Origin of the sequence: Xanthomarina gelatinilytica, from assembly GCF_000348685.1 — a bacterium.
Classification (GTDB): domain Bacteria; phylum Bacteroidota; class Bacteroidia; order Flavobacteriales; family Flavobacteriaceae; genus Xanthomarina; species Xanthomarina gelatinilytica.
In genome coordinates this window covers 15,813-36,643 of the sequence record NZ_ANLA01000019.1, presented here as the reverse complement: position 1 = coordinate 36,643, position 20,831 = coordinate 15,813, and the positions used below count along the sequence as shown (strand labels likewise).

The window sequence follows — 20,831 nt, the reverse complement described above, 5'->3', positions numbered from 1 at the left end:
ACAGGCATAACCTGTATTGACCTAATGAAGTGGACTTTGAAAGATTAAGATACTTTTTTTTTCTTAAAGTCCAAAAAAAAAGTGGCCATTATTTAAGCTGTGTATAGAAAAATGACCCGTCCTAAAATAGCTTTATAGGTGGTTATTAGATACATTCTGACATTGTGATACAATACTACTTTTTAAACCTAAATTGATTGTACAGGTTCCATACACTCTCCATACATTCTCTATACATTATCCATACTTGAGCCATACTTAAGCCATATACCAGCCATTGAGGTGACCCGTTCTAAAATAACTTTACAGGTTTTAAAAAGATTCCAATACATTACTTGACAGCGTTACATTGGCATTTTAGTAACACTTTAGACCATTTGTAAAATTTATACGTATGATTAAAAAAAAAGAGCCAAATAATATGACTCTTCTTTTTAAACTTATTTTATGGCTTGCATAAGCCTTATTCGCTTCCTTTAATAAACGCCTCCATAACCTCGTTACTCACACCTACATTGCTAAATCCGCCATCGTGGAATAGGTTTTGTAAGGTCACTTTTTTGGTAAGATCGCTAAACATGGCAACCGTATAATTGGCACAATCCAACGCTGTGGCATTTCCTAGAGGAGACATTTTATCGGCATAAGCAATAAATCCATCAAAGCCCTTTACGCCACTTCCTGCCGTTGTAGGTGTTGGCGATTGTGAAATGGTGTTCACTCGAACTGTTTTGTCTTTTCCAAAGAAATAACCAAAACTACGTGCTATACTCTCTAGATATGCTTTATTATCTGCCATATCGTTATAATCTGGGAATACACGTTGTGCAGCCATGTACGTTAAGGCTACAATACTTCCCCAGCTGTTCATGGCGTCTTTTTTATAAAGGGTATGCATGACTTTATGAAAAGACATGGCCGAAATATCGGTTCCTTTTTGGGTCCAATCGTAATTTTGATCTGTATAATGATTTCCTTTTCTTACATTTATGGACATGCCAATAGAATGCAAAACAAAATCCAGTTTGCCCCCTAAAATCTCCATGGATTGTTCAACCAAATGTTCCAAATCTTCCAGGGATGTGGCATCAGCAGGAATAATTTGAGATCCTGTTTTTTCAGCCAAGGCATTAATTTGCCCCATGCGCAAAGCTACAGGTGCATTGGTAAGTACAAACGTACCTCCTTCTTCATGAACACGTTCGGCAGTTTTCCATGCAATGGAATTTTCATCAAGCGCTCCAAATATAATTCCTCTTTTTCCTTTTAATAAGTTGTATGACATATCGCTAGTTATTTTTGTTTGGTGTTACTTTCTTTAAAAGTCAAAGTTAATAAAACTTTAATCTTAAATCTTAAACTTTTTCTTTTTTTAATTGAGCAATTGCTTGGCATGTGCCATGGCAGATGAGGAAACTTCAACACCTCCCAACATTTGTGCTATTTCCACCAAACGTTGGTCGTGATTTAATTTTTTTAGGTTTGTAAGTGTTACCTGATCTACATCTTCCTTATATACTTTAAAATGGGTATGGCCTTTTGCTGCAATTTGTGGTATGTGGGTAATGGCAAATACTTGCATGTACTGACTCATTTGCAACATGATTTGTCCCATTTTATTTGAAATTTCCCCTGAAACCCCTGAGTCTATTTCATCGAACATAATGGTTGGCAACTGTTTGTATTTGGAGAGAATGGATTTAATGGCCAGCATGATCCTTGACAATTCGCCTCCCGAAGCTGCTTTTTTTAACTCATTGAATTGCCCTCCTTTGTTGGCAGTAAACAAAAAGGATAATTCGTCCTTACCATTGGCGTAAAAGGTGTCGCTGTATTTCAAGGACATCTTAAACTTGGCATTGGGCATGCCTAAATCCCGTAACATAGTTTCCAGCTGATTTGACAATTCTGGAATGGCTTTGGTTCGGTTATCGTGCAACTGCTTGGACAGTTTGTTTAGAGCGTTCTTTTGTTGTTGTAATTGGTTTTCTTTTTTCTGAATGTTTTCATCCAGGTTTTCTGTTTCCGATACCTTGTCCGTGAGTTGATCTTTGATTTGTATCAATTCTGAAACCGAAGAAACTAAGTGCTTCTGAAATAGATTGTTAAGCAATGACAATTTGGAACTTACCTTTTCCAAACGTTCTGGGTCTGCATCCAATTGGTCCTGAAGTTTTTCCAATTCAGCATACACATCGTCCAATTCAATCAAACTGCTTTCAATTCTTTCATATAATCCTTGATATTTAGCAGCATAAGGCCCTATTTTCTTAAAATTGCCCTTTAGTTGGGACAACACAGAGAGCAAGCCTATCTCCTCTTCACTGAACACTTGAGAAGCATGCGATAAGGTTTCCCTAATTTCCTCAACATTACTAAGGGTTTCGAGTTCCTCTTCAAGAGTTTCCAATTCGCCTTCCACCAGATTGGCCTCGGTTAATTCTTTTAATAAAAAGGCATTATAATCATACTCCTTGATAGCTTCAGCTTTAAATTTCATCAAGGTGTCCAATTCTTTTTGAATGGTTTTAAACTCCTTGAGCTGAATGGCATAGTCTTTTAATAAGGTGTCATTACTGGCCAAGGCGTCTATTATTTCAAACTGAAATGCATCGTCCACCAACTGAAGGGTTTCATGTTGGGAGTGAATATCTATCAGTTGTTCGCCCAAAAGTTGGAGCGCAGCTAGGTTTACTGGAGAGTCGTTAATAAAGGCTCGGGATTTTCCTGTTGGCAAAATTTCCCTTCTTATGATGGTTTGTGGTTCATAATCCAGATCGTTTGCCTCAAACAAGCTTTCAAGGTTGTAATTGGTAACATCAAAAACAGCCTCTATGATACATTTTTTAGAAGTGTCCTTTATACTGCTCAAGTCTGCCCTTTTTCCCAAAATTAAGGACAAACCTCCCAATAAAATGGATTTTCCGGCTCCAGTTTCGCCAGTAATAATAGAAAAACCTTGGTTAAATTGCACCTGAAGGCTATCTATTAAAGCATAATTTTTTATTGATAAAGAAGTGATCAATGGTATTTCTAGAATTTAGGTTAAAGGTAAGTAATTTCAAGAAATGTTATGCCTAAATATCACATTTAAGGACTAAAATATCAGTACTTGATATTTCGCCATTGACTGGAATACATAGGTGCCACATTGTTAAGTGCATCCACAAGTTTATCGATGCTCACACTAGGTCCAGAGCTAAAGATATCTTGAATTTCGTCGGCCTTGGCATCAAAAAAAGTTCTCAGGATAAACGAGTTGGGCCTCACTCTATTCATGGCTTCCAAGCTTACCAAAGCATTCGCAATATTAGATTTGGCTTGTTTTTGGTCTTGGTGCATGAGGTCCAGACCATTTCTATGATATTGGTACATAACCTCCCTGTAAGCTTCAAAGGTTTGAGACAACATATTATCCACCAACACATATCTGGATTGTGTGCCATCGCTTAGTTGCCAACCTTTACTGTTCTGACCTTGGGAATAATTTACAATATTTTGAGCTTGTTTGAAATAGGTGTCACCTCCATTAAGTTCAAACGTGTCAGCGTCAATCCCTAAAATCATATATACATGAAAAGCCAGTACAGAAATTAGATTGGATTCAAAAGCATTGGGATTGTAAACCATGTTTTGAAATTCCAGATACCTAAAGGTAAAATCCTTATCGTTTACGTTATGAACAGGAGTGGTATAAGAAGACCCATAAACAGGTCTGGAAGATTGTACTTGTATGGTGGCATTAAACACATCTCCAGCATAATCGGTTACATTAATGTACATGGAACACTCTATACGTTCTTGGTTGGTAAACTCCTTATTGGTCCATTTTGTGGTGTTTACAAATTCAAAAATTTGCTTTTCCAAGGTTTTGAATACAGGCAAGTTGCTATTACCGGTTTGCTCTGCATTAATCACTACATTACAGTTTAACTCCTGTGCGTAAGTTGCAACACTACTACACCATATTAAAAATACTAGAATCCTACCCATGCAATTGTTTTATAATTTCGTTTAGAAGGTCTTTTGCCACTTCTGCTTTCGACTTGAGTTTATATTCGGTAACCGTATCTTTATTATCGATAATAGTTACTTTATTGGTATCGGTTTTAAAACCTGCGCCTTTATCTTGTAACGAATTTAATACAATTAAATTTAAATTCTTCTTTTTTAGTTTTGCTTTTGCATTTTCAAGCTCATTTTCCGTTTCTAAGGCAAAACCAACCAATAATTGCTTTTTCTTAATGACACCTAAGGAGGCTAAAATATCCTTTGTTTTTTCCAACTGTAATGTTAACGTGGTATCTGCCTTTTTTATTTTCTGATTGGCTATTTCTACTGGTTTATAATCTGCAACAGCTGCAGCTAAAACAGCTATGTCCATATCTTTAAAATACTTATGGGTTTCTTGATACATCTCTTCTGCTGAAGTTACCGAGACAACCCGTATCAGGCTATGGGCAATGGACAAGTGTGTTGGACCCGAAATTAATATAACTTCTGCTCCAAGATTTGCTGAAGCTTTAGCGATTTCAAAGCCCATTTTTCCACTGGAATGATTTCCTATAAATCGCACAGGGTCTATAGCCTCGTAAGTTGGTCCAGCAGTAATGAGTACTTTTTTACCACGTAAAGGCAATTTCTTTAATATATCGTTTTCCATAAAGGAAAGGATATCTTCAGGTTCAGCCATACGCCCTTCTCCTATCAATCCACTGGCCAGTTCGCCACTGGTTGCTGGAATGATTGTATTTCCATAGGATTCCAACTTTTTAAACGATTGTTTGGTGGTTGGATGTTTGTACATATCCAAATCCATTGCTGGAGCAACATAAACAGGACATTTTGCAGAAAGATAAGTTGCCAACAATAAGTTATCGCAAACACCATTGGCCATTTTGGATAAGGTGTTTGCCGTAGCAGGAGCAATAACAAAAACATCTGCCCAAAGACCCAATTCCACATGGTTGTTCCATAGCTCGCTGTCCACATCGTCCACAAAGGTTGAATGTACAGGGTTTTTGGATAAGGTGGAGAGTGTTAACGGCGTAACAAAATCTTTTGCAGATGGCGTAATTACCACTTTAACATTGGCCCCAGCTTTTATAAACAGCCGAACCAATGAAGCAGATTTATAAGCAGCAATACCAGCACTAATGCCTAAAAGTATGTTTTTGCCGCTTAGTATTGACATATTATGCTTTTGTGTCTTCTTCTGTGTTTCTGTAGTAAATTTTACCATCTAACCATTCCTGCACTGCCAAAGCGTGAGGTTTAGGTAATTTTTCGTAAAATTTAGAAACTTCTATTTGTTCCTTGTTTTCGAAAATCTCTTCCAGACTATCGTTAAATGTAGCAAATTCTTCAAGCTTTTCTATTAATTCTTTTTTGATTTCAGAATTAATTTGCTCTGCTCTTCTAGAAATAATAGAAATAGACTCATAGATGTTTCCAGTGGCTTCGTCTATTTTATTTCTATTGTAAGTAATGGTATTAACAGGAGCTTTGATTTTTTTTAAATCCATTGTATTGTATTTAGCTTTTAGTACTGTATTTTTCCAATTCTTTGGTAACGTCTTCCAACATTTTGTTGGCGTCTTCCATACGCTCAGAATTGCTGTAATTTTTTTTATAGTTATTATAGTGCGCTTTTACACTTTCCAAACGATTTTGTCTTTTGGATTCAATACTGTTCATTGCCAAATGATAAGCTGAATCCAGTTTGTAATAATAGGCATCTTCCCTAAAGCTAGAACCCGGGAAATCCAATATAAAATTATCGAACGCTTTTATCGAGGCATCATAATCCCCTGTATAACCAGCAATTTTATTGTATTGCTTAGCAATTTCAAAGGCTTTTTTCTCTAACTTAAAATCCAGTTCCTGAACCAATTTACTGGCTTCTGGTAAAAACTCCGATTCCGGATAAAGGTTTATAAACCCTTGTAATTTTTCTATGGCATCCCTAGTTTCTGTTTGATCCTTGGAATAAACAGGAGATAACATATAAGCACTTTTTCCACTTAAAAACGCAGCTTCTTCCACTTTTTCACTTTGAGGGTAAGCCGAAGCAAATCTCTCAAACTGATAACTTGCCAGATAGTAGTCCTTCATTTCATAAAAAGACTTGGAGTAAAGGAACATAAGCTTTTCGGCTTGAGGCTTTCCTCTATAATTTGGAACTATTTGAGCAAACAATTTATTTGCTTTGGCAAATTTCCCTTTGTTATACATTTCTTCACCAACTCTAAATTTCTCTGCAATATCTGGTTTTTTCAGCGCTTGTTGATATGGACTGCAAGAACTTAAAACAGTGAATGTTATAAATAAATAAAAAAGTTTCTTCATAATTTTTAAACAGGAGGCAAAATTAAGCTATTATAATGGATTTTAAAAATATTATTTTCAGCTAAAATAATTGCTTAAACAGGCTTTATATCAGGTTTAAGTATAATTTAACTTTTTTAAAATGTATTTACAAAATGGTCTATCTTTGTTTTTAAGGCATTTGAAGCTACCACAAGTGGTAATCTTACAGTATCCTTACACAACTTTAAACGCTCTAAAACAGCTTTTATTCCTGCTGGATTGTTTTCAGCAAAAATTAAAGAGATAATATCCAAAAACTGATAGTGAAGTTTATAGGCCTCTTTAGCATTCCCTTCCAAGCCTAAATGAATCATTTTTGAAAACTTCTCCGGAAAAGCCTGACCAATTACCGAAATAACTCCTGCACCACCTGCTAGGGTTACAGGCAAAGCCAAATCGTCATCTCCTGAGATGATTAAAAAGTCTTCTGGTTTATTTTTTATTAATTGAAAATATTGCGACATATTTCCTGCAGCTTCTTTTATACCTACAATATTATTGCATTCTGTAGCCAATTTGATAACTGTTTCCGGTAACATGTTAGACGCCGTTCTGCCTGGAACATTGTATAAAACAATAGGTTTGGGCGATGCCAAGGAGATGGCTTTAAAATGTTGATAAATTCCTTCTTGGGTTGGTTTGCTGTAAGCAGGAGAAACAGATAAAATAGCAGATATGTGTGAAAAATCGGTAGAATTGATTTCTTCAATTAACTGCGCTGTATTGTTTCCTCCTATACCCAAGACCAAAGGCACTCTGTTGGCATTTGCGGTCACTATGGTATCAATAACAGCTTTTTTTTCTTCTTTGGTTATGGTAACACTTTCTCCGGTTGTGCCACTTATTACTATATAATCTGTTCCGTTTTCAATATTGAAATTTACAATTTTGGCAAGCGCCTCATGGTCTATGCTTAAGTCTTCCTTAAAAGGTGTTACAATTGCTATCCCCAGACCAGTTAATTTGTTTTTCATGTGTTTAATTTGTTTAGTACTTTTAAGTACTTGGTTAATTCAGCCTTAAAAGCTTCAATGTTCATTAATTCTGTTTTAATTATCAAATCGTTAAAGCGCTTGTCCAATTGAAAAATCCCAACCTTAAAATGGGCTTTTGAAGCTGCAGTTACATATTTCAACTCCAAAACATCCTTGGAATAATAGCTTATCAATACATCAAATTCCGTATCCAAAAAACCTTGCAGTTCCACATTGTTAATTTTACCGTTCCAGGTAAAATCTTTAGGGTTGAAACAGGTTTCCCAGGAATAAGTCACTTCTTTTTTTGATGTTGTAAACGCAATGATCCTTAACTTATTGGGTCTAATTTGTAAAGCTGTGGCTATGGTTTTAATGGCTTCCAAATCTTGGGTTTCATCAGCATTTATAATAATTCCCATGCTTTCAATTTTATTGGAATTAAAATCTGCTTCCCGATTGTTTAAAATACTATTTAAATTCTTTTTAATAGATTTTTCTTTTAAACCCTTTAAAATCATTATATCTTTATACTTTGTTACAAAGGTAGTAAAAGTACACACAAAAAATTATTAAAACCCAGATGTTTCATCATGAATTTTAAGCCTTTATTTACGCTTTTTTTTATAGCTTTCATGTTTTCTTGCAAGCAAGAAACGCAACACTTAACAAGAATTGAAGGCAAACAAATTGCCATTACAGACAGCTTGGAAACAGATGCTGGTATTGAAGCTTTTGTCAAGCCTTACAGGGAACACATAAACAAGGACTTGGACAGTGTTATAAGTTATGCTGTAGCCACTTATTCCAAAAGCGATGGTGAACTTAACACTGCCATTGGAAACTTATTTGCCGATGTGATTTACGAACAATCCAATCCCGTTTTTAAAAAACGAACCGGAAAAGATATTGATATGGTCCTGGTAAACCATGGTGGTATCCGTTCCATTATTTCCAAAGGTGATATTACCACCAGAACAGCTTTTGAAATCATGCCTTTTGAAAACAGCGTGGTGGTTGCTGCCATTAAAGGGTCGCAGGTTAACGATTTAGTCGATTATTTAGTTACTGCGAAAAGAGCACATCCTATTTCAAAATTAAATCTAACAGTCGATACAAACTACCAATTGGTTGATGCCAGAATCAATAACAAAGCCATAGACACGAGCAAAATTTATTATGTGGCCACAAACGATTATTTGTACAATGGTGGCGATGGGATGGATTTTTTTAAGCCCAGCGACAGTCTGTATATCTTAAATTATAAGATTAGAAATGCCTTATTGGATTATTTTTACAAAACAGACACTATTAATCCAGTGATTGATGATAGATTTATAAAATTAGACCAATAAGCATCCAAAATATTTTCAAAACCCATGAAAAGAAGAGATTTTATAAAGCAATCCACAGCCGCAACAGCCTTGATAACCTTGGGAGGACTTACCTTACCGTCGTTTACAGCTGCCAATGCGAGCAAGCACATTACCATTTTACACACCAACGATGTCCATAGTCATATAGATCCATTTGGTCCTGAAGATGGCAGAAACCCAAATAAAGGAGGAATTGCTAGAAGAGCCAGTTTGGTTCAGGCCATTCGAAATGAAAACCCCAACACTTTATTGTTGGATGCTGGAGATATTTTTCAAGGCACGCCATATTTTAATTATTATGGTGGTGAACTGGAATTTAAGCTCATGAGCAAATTAAAATATGATGCAGCCACGATTGGGAATCATGATTTTGATAATGGGATTGATGGACTGTATGCCCAATTGCCACATGCAGCGTTTGATTTTCTTTCCGCCAATTACAATTTTTCAAATACCATTTTGGACACACATGTAAAGCCATACAAAGTGTTTATAAAAGATGGCATTAAAATAGGTGTTTTTGGTGTTGGGATTAAATTGGATGGCTTGGTATTAAAGAACCTGTACAAAGAAACCGTTTATTTAAACCCTATTGAAATTGCCCAGGACATGAGTCGTATCCTTAAAGAAGACGAACAGTGCGATTTGGTGATCTGTTTATCGCATTTAGGCTATAATTATAGTAACGACCCAGAAAAACCTAGCGATTTAAAACTTGCAGAAAAAACAAAGCATATCGATTTGATAATTGGTGGCCATACCCATACCTTTCTACCCAAACCAACAATCACCAAAAATGCTGAGGGTAAAAACACCCTTGTAAACCAAGTAGGTTGTTATGGAATTAATTTAGGACGTATTGATTTTTATTTTGATTCCGACAGAAACAAAACAGCCAACGGAACTTCCATTATTGTCTAGATAGTACCAAGCTTGTATCTTCTGTTTCCAATGCTTTAGAACTGCTTCGTTCCAAGACCAATTGTTTTTTGCGCAGTCTGTTCTCTCCTATCATGAAATTGAACAAGAAGAACAGGCCTATTATATGCAGCACATGGTCCAACATTACAAAACTCCAATTGTAGATGTAATAATTGCTTATATAGTGCAGCACATCAGAAAACACAAAACACAAGGTAGTAAACAAAAACAAAATGGACTGTTTGGTATCTGCATTTAAATAAGCCACAAACGACATAAAGGTCAAAGCAATTAAAGACACACTTTTTAAAGCAAACAGATTCACTTCTGTTGCATCTGTGATGAGTGTTTTTAAAATCCCAAACAATTCATATAAAAAATAAGAGTTTATGCTTACAACCACTAACAAATAGGTTGCTACAACCTTGTCTATCCTAATACGCTTAAATTTGGATATAATGTAGGCAACAAGCGTGATATAACTTAAAAAATAGATGAAGCTTGAAAACTTCATCACGGAATTATTGGTCACAAATACCGAAGAAAAATCTCCAATAAAAGAGAGCAATAAAAAAACCACGAACACTAAGTTTACATACTTGTTTTTAATGTAATAAAACATAACAAAAACAGGAACCAGTAAGGGTTTTGTAATTTGTAACAACAAACTGTTTTCACTATAGGAAGCAAAAACGTTTAACAAGATAAGTAAAAACAGAACGCATAAAAAAATTCTGTTATAACTAATTTTTAGCCATTCTTTCACGGTAAATAATCATAAGTAGGTTGATTCAAATATATACAATTACAACGATATTAACGTGCAGTTCATCGAAAAGTATGTTAAAATCTTATCTGATAAGCCTAAACAGAAAGAAAGAAAACCATAAAGAAGAAGATAAATCCCAGTTTTTTTTTTAAGTGAACAACTTAAAGGTTTTTTCATTCCTGATTCTTGAATGAAAATAATAGAAACTAAAGGCCAATACAAACAGGATTGTAGAAGTAAAATTAAGCATGTCCTGATCCACTATATAAAAATAGGCTATTTGTATAAACTCCGAAAAAACAATACACAAAGACCCTAAAAAAAACAATAGGGACCTTTTGCTATCGTTGTAAAAATAAGCTATGAGTGCAAAACTTAAGAGCAAAAGCATGACCATATTGTAAACCAATTCCACATACACCAAATAAGAATTGCTAAATACAGGGCCCACAATGTTTAAAAGCACATAAACTATATAAACATTCAACAAGCCCAAGACCAAAAGATGCAGCTTGTAGTTTTTTATCACTTTTTTTACGTTCAAACCTTTAACCACTTCAAATATCAATAAAATATATGCAACGATATAAAGTGTATTTCCTATGAAATAGTATATATCCAAGGCTTGGGTTGTATTTAGATAATACCCGACAAATGAAGATATATCTGAAATGGAAAACAACACTAAAAACCAAGTAAAGTAAGGTGATTTATTTTTTACGTTTATAAAATACAATAAGGTAAATAAAGGTACGATCAATGATTTTGATATGGCGGAAATAAAATATTCCTCTTGAAACTGAAACAGTGCAAAAGAAAAACATAGCAAGATAATAGAAGCTATGAGAATGTTAGATTTAGTTAGATTCATAATCCATCATTTGAAAGCAAATATATACAATAAACACAATTAAACGTAAAAATAATACATTTTATCGATAAAATAAAGCTTATTTATAATAGTTTTAAATAATTTTATAAACCATTAAATCTGATATATTACACAAAAACCACTAAGAGACTAGAATAGGTTTAGCTATCATTATTGCCTAAAATCAATATTCCTCATAATTATTAGCTGCATGGCTTTTAAACGTTATGGTGGCCGAAAAATAGAACATTAAAAAGGCACAAAGTTCCAATAAAATGGAAACTATACGGATTATGCTCATTTCTTCTGAAAGATAATAATAGCCTATCAGTAAAAATTCGAAAAAAGTCAAAGCCAAACATCCAGAAAACAAAAGCAAGGCTTTGTTGTTTTCATTCAACAGATAATTAAAAAAAGACATGCTTAACAAGCCTAACAAGATAATATTGTAAACATGTTCAAAAATCCTAACAAATTCAATGTGATCTGTTTCAAAAGTGATGGGATTGATAATTGTAGCCATCACAAAAACAATGTATATGTTCAATAAAGTCAGGACCGCAAAATGAATGGGGAATTTTTTAAGAATCTCTTTCATGTTCACTGTTTTATTCAATTCCAAAAACAAAAACACATACGAAAGCATGTACAGGCCATTACATAAAAAATACATGTGCTCGTTATAACTCTCCTGATCGAAAAAATTTATAATATCAGAAATGGAATAAGTAATTAAAAACAAACTGAGAAAAGTGGGTTTGTTTTTTACTTTAAAAAGATAAAACACAGTAACAATAGGTGCTATAAACATTTCTATTAAGAAGTCCTTACTAAAATCAAAAAATTCCAAAAGGACAAAATACGAAGCAAAAATGGTCATCTAAAAGTTGTGTCGTGGTTAGTTTATGTGTGCAAATATATCTAATAAAACACAATTAAACGACAATAAAACACACTTTAACGACAATTAAATCAAGTGTTTAATTTACTGAAGCAAGTTTAAAAAATCCTGTTCTGAAATGATGTTTATCTGTAGCTTTTCGGCTTTCTCCCTTTTACTTGGTCCCATATTATCTCCCGCCACCACATAGTTGGTTTTACCAGAAATGGAAGAAGACACTTTGCCTCCATTATCCTCAATAAGTTTTTTTAATTCGTCTCTGGAAATTGTATGAAACACACCAGAAACAACAAATATATTACCTCCCAATTTGTTGGTTTGATTGGCTAGTTTTTCTGCCGAAATTTCCAACTGTACACCAAATTTCTTTAACCTGTTGATAATCCCTCTATTTGTTTCCGAACTGAAAAACTCGACAACGCTCTCAGCAATCTTAACTCCAATTTCATCCACCAGAATCAAATCTTCATGAGAGGCATTCGCTAAAGCTTCGATACTTTTATAATGTTTAGCCAATTTTTTAGCAACTGTTTCTCCTACATATCGTATTCCCAAAGCATATAAAACCCGTTCAAAAGGCACCACTTTGGACAGTTCGATTCCCTTAATTAAGTTTTCGGCACTTTTTTCTGCCATTCGTTCCAATGGGATTACCTGTTCTTTGGTAAGCTCATACAAATCTGAATAATCCTGAATCAAGCCTTCATTTACCAATAAGGCAACTGTTTCCCCTCCCAAACCTTCTATGTCCATGGCTTTTCTAGAAATAAAATGTTGTATCCTTCCAATAATTTGTGGTTTACACCCATTGTAATTAGGACAGTAGTGTTGCGCTTCCCCTTCGGTTCTTACCAGCTGGGTATGGCATTCGGGACAATTGGTAATATATTGGGTAGGAATAGAGTTTGCCGGTCTTTTGCTCAAATCCACAGCTATAATTTTAGGGATGATTTCGCCACCTTTTTCAACAAAAACCTCATCGCCAACCCTAATGTCCAATTTTTCAATTTGGTCTGCATTATGCAAGGAAGCCCTTTTTACGGTTGTTCCAGCCAGTTCTACAGGCTCTAAATTGGCTACAGGCGTGATGGCACCTGTTCTGCCTACTTGATAGGTAATTTCGTTTAACCTGGTTGAAACTTGTTCTGCTTTAAATTTATAAGCAATGGCCCAGCGTGGTGCTTTTGCTGTATACCCCAATTCTTCTTGTTGTTGCAAGTTGTTTACCTTAATTACCACACCATCGGTTTCGTAAGGTAGTGCATGTCTATGTTCGTCCCAATAGTTTATAAACTCCAAAACACCATCTATGGAATGTACCAATTTGGCTGCTTGTGGCACTTTAAATCCCCAGGAACGTGCTTTTTCCAAACCTTCAAATTGTGTTTTTATGTTTAAATTGTTTCCCACAATGCTATAGAGCAAACACTCCAAAGGCCTTTTGGCTACTTCACTGCTATCCTGAAGTTTCAGGCTTCCAGAAGCTGTATTTCTTGGATTTCTGTAAGGCTCCTCTCCTATTTCAATACGCTCTTCGTTCATTTTATGAAAGCCTTCAAAAGGCAGAACAATTTCACCACGAATATCAAATTTTTCGGGAAAATCCCCTTGCAATTGCAAAGGCACGGATTTAATGGTTTTAACATTGGCAGTTACATTGTCTCCCTGAACACCATCGCCTCTGGTGACAGCCTTTACAAATAAACCGTTTTCATAAGTTAAACTTATGGAAGCACCATCGTATTTTAATTCGCAGGTAAATTCAAGGTTGCCATCCACCAATTTTTTAATTCGGGTTTCCCAATCCAATAAATCTTCTTTGGAATAAGAGTTGTCCAGCGAATACATACGATGTTCATGCACAAGCGTTTCAAAATTTTTGGTAATCTCTCCTCCAACCCTTTGGCTTGGGGAGTTTACATCAAAATATTCGGGATGTTGCTGTTCTAAAGCAATTAATTGCTTGAGTTTTAAATCGAATTCATAATCGCTTATCGCAGGATTATCCAACACATAATAGTTGTAATTGTGCTTGTTTAACTCGTCTCGTAATTGTAAAATCTGTTCTTTAATGGTCATGGGTTAAAAATTCTTTAAGCCTTTTAACATGCGATTATTGCCAAAAATATCTGTTTTTAATTCTAAATCCGTAAACCCTTTGTTGTGCAATAGCTGCTTGGTTTCGTTTCCAAGATATTGATTTATTTCAAAAAACAGCAAGCCATTTTCAGTCAATTTATCAACAGCAATATCTGAAATAGTATGGTAAAATTGCAACGGATCGTGATCTTCAACAAACAAAGCCAAATGTGGTTCGTGTTTGAGGACGTTATTTTTAATTTCTGCTTTTTCCTGGTTTCTTACATAAGGTGGATTGGAAACAATGATATCAAATTGCAAATCCTTAAACTCCAAATTCCATGAATCCCTATTTAAAATGTCTGCATTTATAAAATGAACTTCCACATTGTTCAATTCAGCATTCTGTCTTGCTACTTTTAGTGCCTCTTTGCTAACGTCCAAAGCGTAAACTTTAGCTTTTGGTAGGTGTTTAGCCAGGGAAATGGCAATACAACCGGTTCCTGTGCCAATGTCTAGAATCTTTAATTGAGATTCTTCACTACGTTCAGAATGACATTTAACAATCCATTGCACGAGTTCTTCGGTTTCAGGTCTGGGAATCAAGGTGTGTTCATTCACCTTAAAAGTCAAATCATAAAATTGCGTTTCACCTATAATATATTGAATGGGTTCTTCCTGTTTCAATCGGCTTAAAGCCTCAAACAAAGGTTGTTCTTCTTCTTTTGAAACCGTTAGCTCTGGCTCAAGGACCAAAGCAATCCGGTTTAGTTTTAAATAATGTGACATTAGGATATTGAAAAAACTGGCCACTTCGTTTTTACCATAAATAACATCCAATTCTTGATGAAACACCTTTTGTATATCTTTTAATCTCATAAGGTTTTAATCATCCAAACATGACACGAATAATGCCCTGTATTTCCCATAGGTTTCTTTAAACATTCAAATCCAACCTTGGCATATAGTTTTTTGGCCGCATCCATATATGGCATGGTTTCCAAATAACAACTATTGTAACCAAAATCCTTGGCCTTAGCCAGGCATTTATGCATCATTTCTATTCCTAAGCCCAAGCCTCTGGCTTCTGGCAAGAAATACATTTTTTGAAGTTCGCAGATGTTGCCTTCACCATGATCCAATGGAGCAATTCCAGCACCTCCAATTACCTGGCCTTTATTTGTTACCACAAAATAAACCGACTTTTCCTTAGCATAGGTTTCTGCCATGCAATCCAAAGAGGCATCTGCATAAGCCGTTCCAACCTTTGGCACACCAAACTCTATTAAAACATCGCGAATTACTTTTGCAATTTGGATATTATCTGCCAAAGTTATTTCTCTAATAACAATATTATTATTGCTCACTTTATTATGTTATTTTTACACTGAAATTTGTCGGGATGAAGATACATGAAAAATACATAACACGCTGTATTGAAATTGCTAAAAATGGGCTTGGTACAACAGCTCCAAACCCAATGGTTGGAAGCGTGATTGTATATAACGAACAAATTATTGGCGAAGGTTTTACAAGCGCTTATGGAGGACCACATGCCGAAGTAAATGCCATAGCATCTGTTGCAGACAAAACACTGCTGCATAAAGCAACCCTTTATGTAACCTTGGAACCCTGTAGCCATTTTGGCAAAACACCACCTTGCAGCGATTTGATAATTAAACTTGGTATTCCACATGTGGTTATTGGCACCATGGACTCCCATAGCAAAGTGTCAGGAAAAGGCATCGACAAACTAAAAGCGGCTGGTTGCAAAGTAACCCTTGGCGTTATGGAAGCAGCTTGTAAAGAACATCACAAACGTTTTTTTACCTTTCACAACAAAAAACGGCCTTACATTATATTAAAATGGGCCGAAACACAAGATGGATTTATTGCTCCAAAAACCAGAAAAGAACAAAAACCTGTTTGGATTACCAATCCATATTCCAGACAGCTGGTTCACAAATGGCGAGCTGAAGAACAAGCTATTTTGGTTGGCACCAAAACGGTTTTGGAAGATAATCCCGGTTTAACGGTTAGGGATTGGACAGGAAAACATCCTGTTCGGGTGGTATTGGATAGAGCCCTTAAGCTCCCTAAACACTTTCAAATTTTTAACAATGAAGCAGAAACCTTAATAATTTCCGAAAAAGAAATCGATTTTTCCAACCAGGTAGCCAAGCAACTGGCTGATTATTTATACCAAAAGGACATACAATCCATTATTGTGGAAGGAGGAAGGGAAACACTTCAAACCTTTATAAATGAAAATCTTTGGGACGAAGCCCGTGTTTTTATTGGCAACACCAACTTTAAACAAGGGGTTAAGGCACCACATATTTCCCGTAAAATAATTTCAGAAACCATTATAGATACTGACGTGTTAAAAATTCACACAAACGAAAATTAAAAATTCCTGCTGGAGTAGATCTTGAGCAGTATAGTAGACAAAAAAATCATGATTAAAACCCTTATATTCGATTTTGGCGATGTGTTTATAAACCTAGACAAAGAAGGCGCCATGAACCATGCCCTTAGCATCTTTAAACTGGAAACCTTTACAGAAGAAATGATTGCCGTAAACAGCTTGTACGAACAAGGCTTAGTCTCTACTGAAGAATTCTTGGAATTTTACTTAGGGAACTTTCCTGAATTAATCGAAGAGGATATTCTTTACGCATGGAATTGTATTTTAAAGGATTTCCCGAAACATAGACTGGAATTTATAAAAAATCTTGCCAAAGAAAATAAATTCAAACTTATCTTATTGAGCAACACCAACACCTTACACATAGATAGCATAAAAAACGATGTGTCTTTTTACGAAGAGTTTAAAAATTGTTTCGATGCCTTTTACTTGTCACACGAAATACAGCTTAGAAAACCCAATGCTGATATTTATCAATTTGTGTTGGAAGAAAACCAACTAACACCTGAATCCTGTTTGTTTATAGACGACACAGAAGAAAATACCTTAGCAGCTGCAAAATTAGGCATTCACACATGGCATATCAATCCAAAAACTGAGGATATCACCAACTTGTTCACCATTAAAAAAGACCTCTTTTGATTTATTTATTATTAAGTATTCTAGCTTCTACCTTTATTTTTATCATCTTCAAGTTATTTGATAGGTTTAAAATAAATACGCTTCAAGCCATCGTATTCAATTACGTAACGGCTTGTTTTTGTGGCTTTATAACTTCCAAAAACCCATTAAATGTTGATGATATTGTGCAGTCTCAATGGTTTTTTGGAGCAATGGCACTGGGTTTTTTGTTTATTGCCATATTTAATGTCATGGCAATAACATCGCAGCGTAACGGTCTTTCAGTCGCTTCGGTCGCTACCAAAATGAGTGTTATTATTCCTGTGATATTTGGTATTTATATGTATCAAGAAAGTACTGGTTTTCAAAAAATGCTAGGTATTTTACTTGCTTTGTTTGCAGTTTACTTTGTGTCTGTAAAAAAACACGCCACATTTCATTTTAAAAGCAACCTCTTGTTTCCCATAATACTGTTCTTAGGTTCTGGTATAATAGACACCTCCATTAAATTTATAGAATCCACCTATATCCAGGATGGTGGCATTCCCTTGTTTTCGTCCACCATATTTTTCTTTGCTGCTTGCTTTGGAATTGGAATCTTAATGTTCAAGATAATTGGTAATAATTTTAAATTCAATCCTCAAAGCATTTTGGGAGGTTTGGCTTTAGGAATTGTAAATTATGCATCTATCTATTATTTACTAAAAGCCTTACATCACGAAACACTGGAGAGTTCTACCATTTTCACCATAAATAATGTAGCCATAGTCATGTTTACATCGTTGATTGGCTTAGCTCTATTTAAAGAGACACTATCTTTTAAAAACTGGATTGGTGTTGGGTTGGCCATTATTTCGATCTTATTAGTAACTTTGGCCTAATGGATAAAAAAGACAGCTACAAAACCATAACCAAACCTTCTACAGAGGTCCTATTCAAAGACAAAAACAGTAAATTTTTTGGCTATGCCTTTCCTGTGAAAAATGAAGAAGAAGTAAAAGGGCATATAGAGAACTTAAAAAAACAACATCATTCTGCCAGACATTGGTGTTATGCATACCAAATAGGCACCTTTGAAAACCAAATTCAATTTAGGGCCAATGATGATGGGGAACCCAACAACAGTGCTGGCATGCCTATCTATGGTCAGATTCAATCGTTTGAAGTAACCAACATACTCATAGTTGTAGTTAGATATTTTGGTGGTGTCAAACTTGGTGTTAGTGGCTTGATACATGCTTATAAAACTGCTGCACAAATGGCTTTGGAAGCATCAAAAATTGTTACCAAAACCATAAACAAACATTTTGAAATTCACTTTGATTATAAAAACATGAATAAAGTGATGCGCGTGATTAAAGAGCAAAACTTAAAAGTGATAAATCAAACCCTGGAATTGGATTGTAAAATAGAAATCTCTGTAAGATTAAAGAATGTCCAAAAAGTTCAAGACAGTTTTCAATCCATTTTTGAAGTGACCATTAAAGAACTGGGAAATTAAACCGTTAATTTCCCTAAAATATAATCAGGACATTTTATGGGCCTTTTGGTTTTCATGTCAATAAAAGCCAAAACGGTTGTTGCCTGCACCAAGATTTCCCCTGCTTGATTGGTAATTTCATAGTCAAATTCTATTCTTACGGCAGGTGTTTTTTTTAACTGAGTTTTTACTTTAACCACGTCATCATAAAGCGCTGACTTCTTAAAATTTAAACTCATAGAAACAACAGGGAGCATGATTCCGCTTTCTTCCATTTCACGATAGGAAATCCCTTTTTTTCGGAGCCATTCTGTTCGTCCCATTTCAAGGTATAACGCATAATTTCCATGATGAACCACTCCCATTTGGTCTGTTTCACCATATCTCACTCTTATTGGTATTTCGTCGAAATTCATAGAAGTATTTAAATAATTTTTTGTAGTTTAGGCAATGCAATAAACATGAGAAAAAATTTCTTTAAATTCAATAGCAATTGATTTTTTTTTTAAGAATTTTGTTCACATATTTGTCAAGCTATAAAATCAATCAGAGAAAGCCATTTCTCTTTCAATAACTAACGTATAAATCTTTAAAACAATAATGAGTGTAACTGCGCAATCGGTATGGAATAATTGTCTTGAATTCATAAAGGATAACATTCAGCCGCAAGCCTACAAAACATGGTTTGAACCAATTAAAGCAGTGAAGCTTACAGATAAATCTTTGAGCATTCAAGTACCTAGTAAATTCTTTTACGAATGGCTTGAAGAACACTACGTTAAAATTTTAAAAGTAGCCTTAACCAAGGAATTGGGGGAAACGGCCAAACTTGTTTACATTATTAAAATGGAAAACACTTATGGCAACAAACAACCTTTTACCGAAAGAATTCCAAGTTCCAACAGATCTGCCGTTAAAGCTCAAGATGTAGACATCCCACTAAACAACAAGAATCCAGAATTACGCAATCCGTTTATTATTCCTGGAATACGCAATGTTAAAATAGAATCGCAACTCAACCCAAATTACAGTTTTGAGAATTTCCTGGAAGGGGATTCCAACCGTTTGGCCAGAAGTGCGGGATTGGCAGTGGCTTCCAAACCAGGAGGCACCTCTTTTAACCCATTGCTTATTTTTGGAGGAGTTGGTTTGGGTAAAACACATTTAGCTCATGCCATTGGTGTTGACATTAAAGACAAATATCCTGAAAAAACGGTTTTGTATATATCTGCTGAAAAATTTACGCAACAATATATAGATTCCGTTAAAAAGAACAATCGAAACGATTTTATCCATTTTTACCAAATAATAGATGTCCTTATTATTGATGATGTCCAATTCCTTTCTGGTAAATCTGGTACCCAAGATGTGTTCTTCCATATTTTCAACCATTTGCATCAAAATGGGAAACAGGTTATTTTAACCAGTGACAAAGCGCCTGTAGACATGCAGGACATTGAACAGCGTTTGCTGTCCAGGTTTAAATGGGGACTTTCGGCAGAATTGCAAAGTCCAGACTTTGAAACCCGTGTTTCCATATTAAAAAACAAGCTTTATCGTGATGGCGTGGAAATGCCTGAAGAAATTATTGAATATGTTGCCAAAAACATTAAATCCAATATTCGAGAACTGGAAGGAGCCATCATTTCCTTAATTGCACAATCTTCCTTTAACAAAAAGGAAATAACCATAGATTTAGCCAAGCAAGTTGTAGAAAAGTTTGTCAAAAACACCAAACGGGAAGTTTCCATTGATTATATCCAAAAAGTTGTTTCCGATTATTTTCAAATGGATATAGACACGCTACAATCCAAAACCAGAAAACGACATATTGTACAAGCTAGGCAATTGGCCATGTTTTTTGCCAAAAAACTCACCAAAGCGTCTTTAGCTAGCATTGGCTCTCAAATTGGAAAAAGAGACCATGCCACTGTGCTTCACGCATGTAAAACGGTGGACAATTTAACTTCAACAGACAAACAGTTTAGAAAATATGTTGAAGACCTTTCAAAAAAATTATCGGTTTAAATTCAATTCATTAA

General features: G+C 35.1%; 22 protein-coding genes. 7 read left to right on the top strand and 15 right to left on the bottom strand.

Annotation, left to right across the window (positions count from 1 at the left end):
* Positions 1 to 463 precede the first annotated feature (463 nt).
* The 8 genes from D778_RS11625 to D778_RS11590 all read right to left on the bottom strand — a co-directional run bounded on the left by D778_RS11625 (position 464) and on the right by D778_RS11590 (position 7,864).
* Positions 464 to 1,285 carry an enoyl-ACP reductase FabI gene (locus D778_RS11625; protein WP_007650895.1) on the bottom strand — a complete coding sequence of 274 codons (822 nt, stop codon included), beginning with the start codon at positions 1,283 to 1,285 and terminating at the stop codon, positions 464 to 466.
* Positions 1,286 to 1,372: 87 nt separating this feature from the next.
* On the bottom strand, positions 1,373 to 3,025 hold the full coding sequence (recN, locus tag D778_RS11620; protein WP_040492339.1) for a DNA repair protein RecN: 1,653 nt from the start codon (positions 3,023 to 3,025) through the stop codon (positions 1,373 to 1,375).
* Positions 3,026 to 3,105: 80 nt separating this feature from the next.
* The gene (gene porD, locus D778_RS11615) at positions 3,106 to 3,993 is read right to left on the bottom strand and encodes a type IX secretion system protein PorD (RefSeq protein WP_040492337.1); all 888 of its coding nucleotides are present in this window, start codon (positions 3,991 to 3,993) and stop codon (positions 3,106 to 3,108) included.
* Positions 3,986 to 5,194 carry a bifunctional phosphopantothenoylcysteine decarboxylase/phosphopantothenate--cysteine ligase CoaBC gene (coaBC, locus tag D778_RS11610; RefSeq protein WP_007650890.1) on the bottom strand — a complete coding sequence of 403 codons (1,209 nt, stop codon included), beginning with the start codon at positions 5,192 to 5,194 and terminating at the stop codon, positions 3,986 to 3,988. The genes porD and coaBC overlap by 8 nt, the downstream gene beginning before the upstream one ends.
* A 1-nt stretch (position 5,195) precedes the next feature.
* Complete coding sequence (locus D778_RS11605; RefSeq protein ID WP_007650888.1) at positions 5,196 to 5,525, bottom strand: DNA-directed RNA polymerase subunit omega; 330 nt, start codon at positions 5,523 to 5,525, stop codon at positions 5,196 to 5,198.
* Positions 5,526 to 5,535: 10 nt separating this feature from the next.
* Positions 5,536 to 6,348: an outer membrane protein assembly factor BamD gene (locus tag D778_RS11600; protein ID WP_007650886.1), complete on the bottom strand. Its 813-nt coding sequence runs from the start codon at positions 6,346 to 6,348 to the stop codon at positions 5,536 to 5,538.
* 116 nt (positions 6,349 to 6,464) lie between these two features.
* Positions 6,465 to 7,343, bottom strand: a complete 879-nt coding sequence (gene dapA / locus D778_RS11595) for a 4-hydroxy-tetrahydrodipicolinate synthase (RefSeq protein WP_007650885.1) — start codon at positions 7,341 to 7,343, stop codon at positions 6,465 to 6,467.
* Positions 7,340 to 7,864 (bottom strand): DUF6913 domain-containing protein, encoded by a 525-nt coding sequence (locus tag D778_RS11590; RefSeq protein ID WP_007650883.1) that lies wholly within the window; start codon positions 7,862 to 7,864, stop codon positions 7,340 to 7,342. The genes dapA and D778_RS11590 overlap by 4 nt, the downstream gene beginning before the upstream one ends.
* 72 nt (positions 7,865 to 7,936) lie before the next feature.
* Between D778_RS11590 and D778_RS11585 the strand changes: the two genes are divergently transcribed.
* Positions 7,937 to 8,698 carry a 5'-nucleotidase C-terminal domain-containing protein gene (locus tag D778_RS11585; RefSeq protein WP_040492336.1) on the top strand — a complete coding sequence of 254 codons (762 nt, stop codon included), beginning with the start codon at positions 7,937 to 7,939 and terminating at the stop codon, positions 8,696 to 8,698.
* A gap of 24 nt (positions 8,699 to 8,722) precedes the next feature.
* Positions 8,723 to 9,640: a metallophosphoesterase gene (locus tag D778_RS11580; RefSeq protein ID WP_007650879.1), complete on the top strand. Its 918-nt coding sequence runs from the start codon at positions 8,723 to 8,725 to the stop codon at positions 9,638 to 9,640.
* On the opposite strand, the gene D778_RS11575 is transcribed toward D778_RS11580, so the two are convergent.
* The 6 genes from D778_RS11575 to D778_RS11550 form a co-directional block, all read right to left on the bottom strand.
* On the bottom strand, positions 9,630 to 10,304 hold the full coding sequence (locus D778_RS11575) for a hypothetical protein (RefSeq protein ID WP_155949951.1): 675 nt from the start codon (positions 10,302 to 10,304) through the stop codon (positions 9,630 to 9,632). The genes D778_RS11580 and D778_RS11575 overlap by 11 nt on opposite strands.
* 253 nt (positions 10,305 to 10,557) lie before the next feature.
* Positions 10,558 to 11,280 (bottom strand): hypothetical protein, encoded by a 723-nt coding sequence (locus D778_RS11570; protein WP_007650875.1) that lies wholly within the window; start codon positions 11,278 to 11,280, stop codon positions 10,558 to 10,560.
* A gap of 184 nt (positions 11,281 to 11,464) precedes the next feature.
* Positions 11,465 to 12,160: a hypothetical protein gene (locus tag D778_RS11565; RefSeq protein ID WP_040492332.1), complete on the bottom strand. Its 696-nt coding sequence runs from the start codon at positions 12,158 to 12,160 to the stop codon at positions 11,465 to 11,467.
* Between the two features lie 105 nt (positions 12,161 to 12,265).
* The gene (ligA, locus tag D778_RS11560; RefSeq protein WP_007650871.1) at positions 12,266 to 14,260 is read right to left on the bottom strand and encodes an NAD-dependent DNA ligase LigA; all 1,995 of its coding nucleotides are present in this window, start codon (positions 14,258 to 14,260) and stop codon (positions 12,266 to 12,268) included.
* 3 nt (positions 14,261 to 14,263) lie between these two features.
* The gene (gene prmC, locus D778_RS11555; protein WP_007650869.1) at positions 14,264 to 15,139 is read right to left on the bottom strand and encodes a peptide chain release factor N(5)-glutamine methyltransferase; all 876 of its coding nucleotides are present in this window, start codon (positions 15,137 to 15,139) and stop codon (positions 14,264 to 14,266) included.
* Positions 15,136 to 15,627 carry a GNAT family N-acetyltransferase gene (locus D778_RS11550; protein ID WP_007650867.1) on the bottom strand — a complete coding sequence of 164 codons (492 nt, stop codon included), beginning with the start codon at positions 15,625 to 15,627 and terminating at the stop codon, positions 15,136 to 15,138. Before D778_RS11550 ends, prmC begins: the two co-directional genes overlap by 4 nt.
* A gap of 35 nt (positions 15,628 to 15,662) precedes the next feature.
* Between D778_RS11550 and ribD the strand changes: the two genes are divergently transcribed.
* From ribD to D778_RS11530, 4 genes are read left to right on the top strand one after another with little or no spacing between them, the layout of a single operon-like run.
* The gene (gene ribD, locus D778_RS11545; protein ID WP_007650865.1) at positions 15,663 to 16,670 is read left to right on the top strand and encodes a bifunctional diaminohydroxyphosphoribosylaminopyrimidine deaminase/5-amino-6-(5-phosphoribosylamino)uracil reductase RibD; all 1,008 of its coding nucleotides are present in this window, start codon (positions 15,663 to 15,665) and stop codon (positions 16,668 to 16,670) included.
* A gap of 48 nt (positions 16,671 to 16,718) precedes the next feature.
* Positions 16,719 to 17,330, top strand: a complete 612-nt coding sequence (locus D778_RS11540; RefSeq protein ID WP_007650862.1) for an HAD family hydrolase — start codon at positions 16,719 to 16,721, stop codon at positions 17,328 to 17,330.
* A complete protein-coding gene (locus tag D778_RS11535) occupies positions 17,327 to 18,190 on the top strand; it encodes a DMT family transporter (RefSeq protein ID WP_007650860.1) in 864 nt (287 codons plus the stop codon). Before D778_RS11540 ends, D778_RS11535 begins: the two co-directional genes overlap by 4 nt.
* On the top strand, positions 18,190 to 18,810 hold the full coding sequence (locus tag D778_RS11530; RefSeq protein ID WP_007650858.1) for an IMPACT family protein: 621 nt from the start codon (positions 18,190 to 18,192) through the stop codon (positions 18,808 to 18,810). The genes D778_RS11535 and D778_RS11530 overlap by 1 nt, the downstream gene beginning before the upstream one ends.
* Here D778_RS11530 and D778_RS11525 read toward each other — a convergent pair.
* Positions 18,807 to 19,205, bottom strand: a complete 399-nt coding sequence (locus tag D778_RS11525) for an acyl-CoA thioesterase (protein ID WP_040492330.1) — start codon at positions 19,203 to 19,205, stop codon at positions 18,807 to 18,809. The two genes, D778_RS11530 and D778_RS11525, sit on opposite strands and share 4 nt — an antisense overlap.
* A gap of 184 nt (positions 19,206 to 19,389) precedes the next feature.
* Here D778_RS11525 and dnaA point away from each other — a divergent pair, with 184 nt between their 5' ends.
* Positions 19,390 to 20,817: a chromosomal replication initiator protein DnaA gene (dnaA, locus tag D778_RS11520; protein ID WP_007650854.1), complete on the top strand. Its 1,428-nt coding sequence runs from the start codon at positions 19,390 to 19,392 to the stop codon at positions 20,815 to 20,817.
* Positions 20,818 to 20,831: the final 14 nt, after the last annotated feature.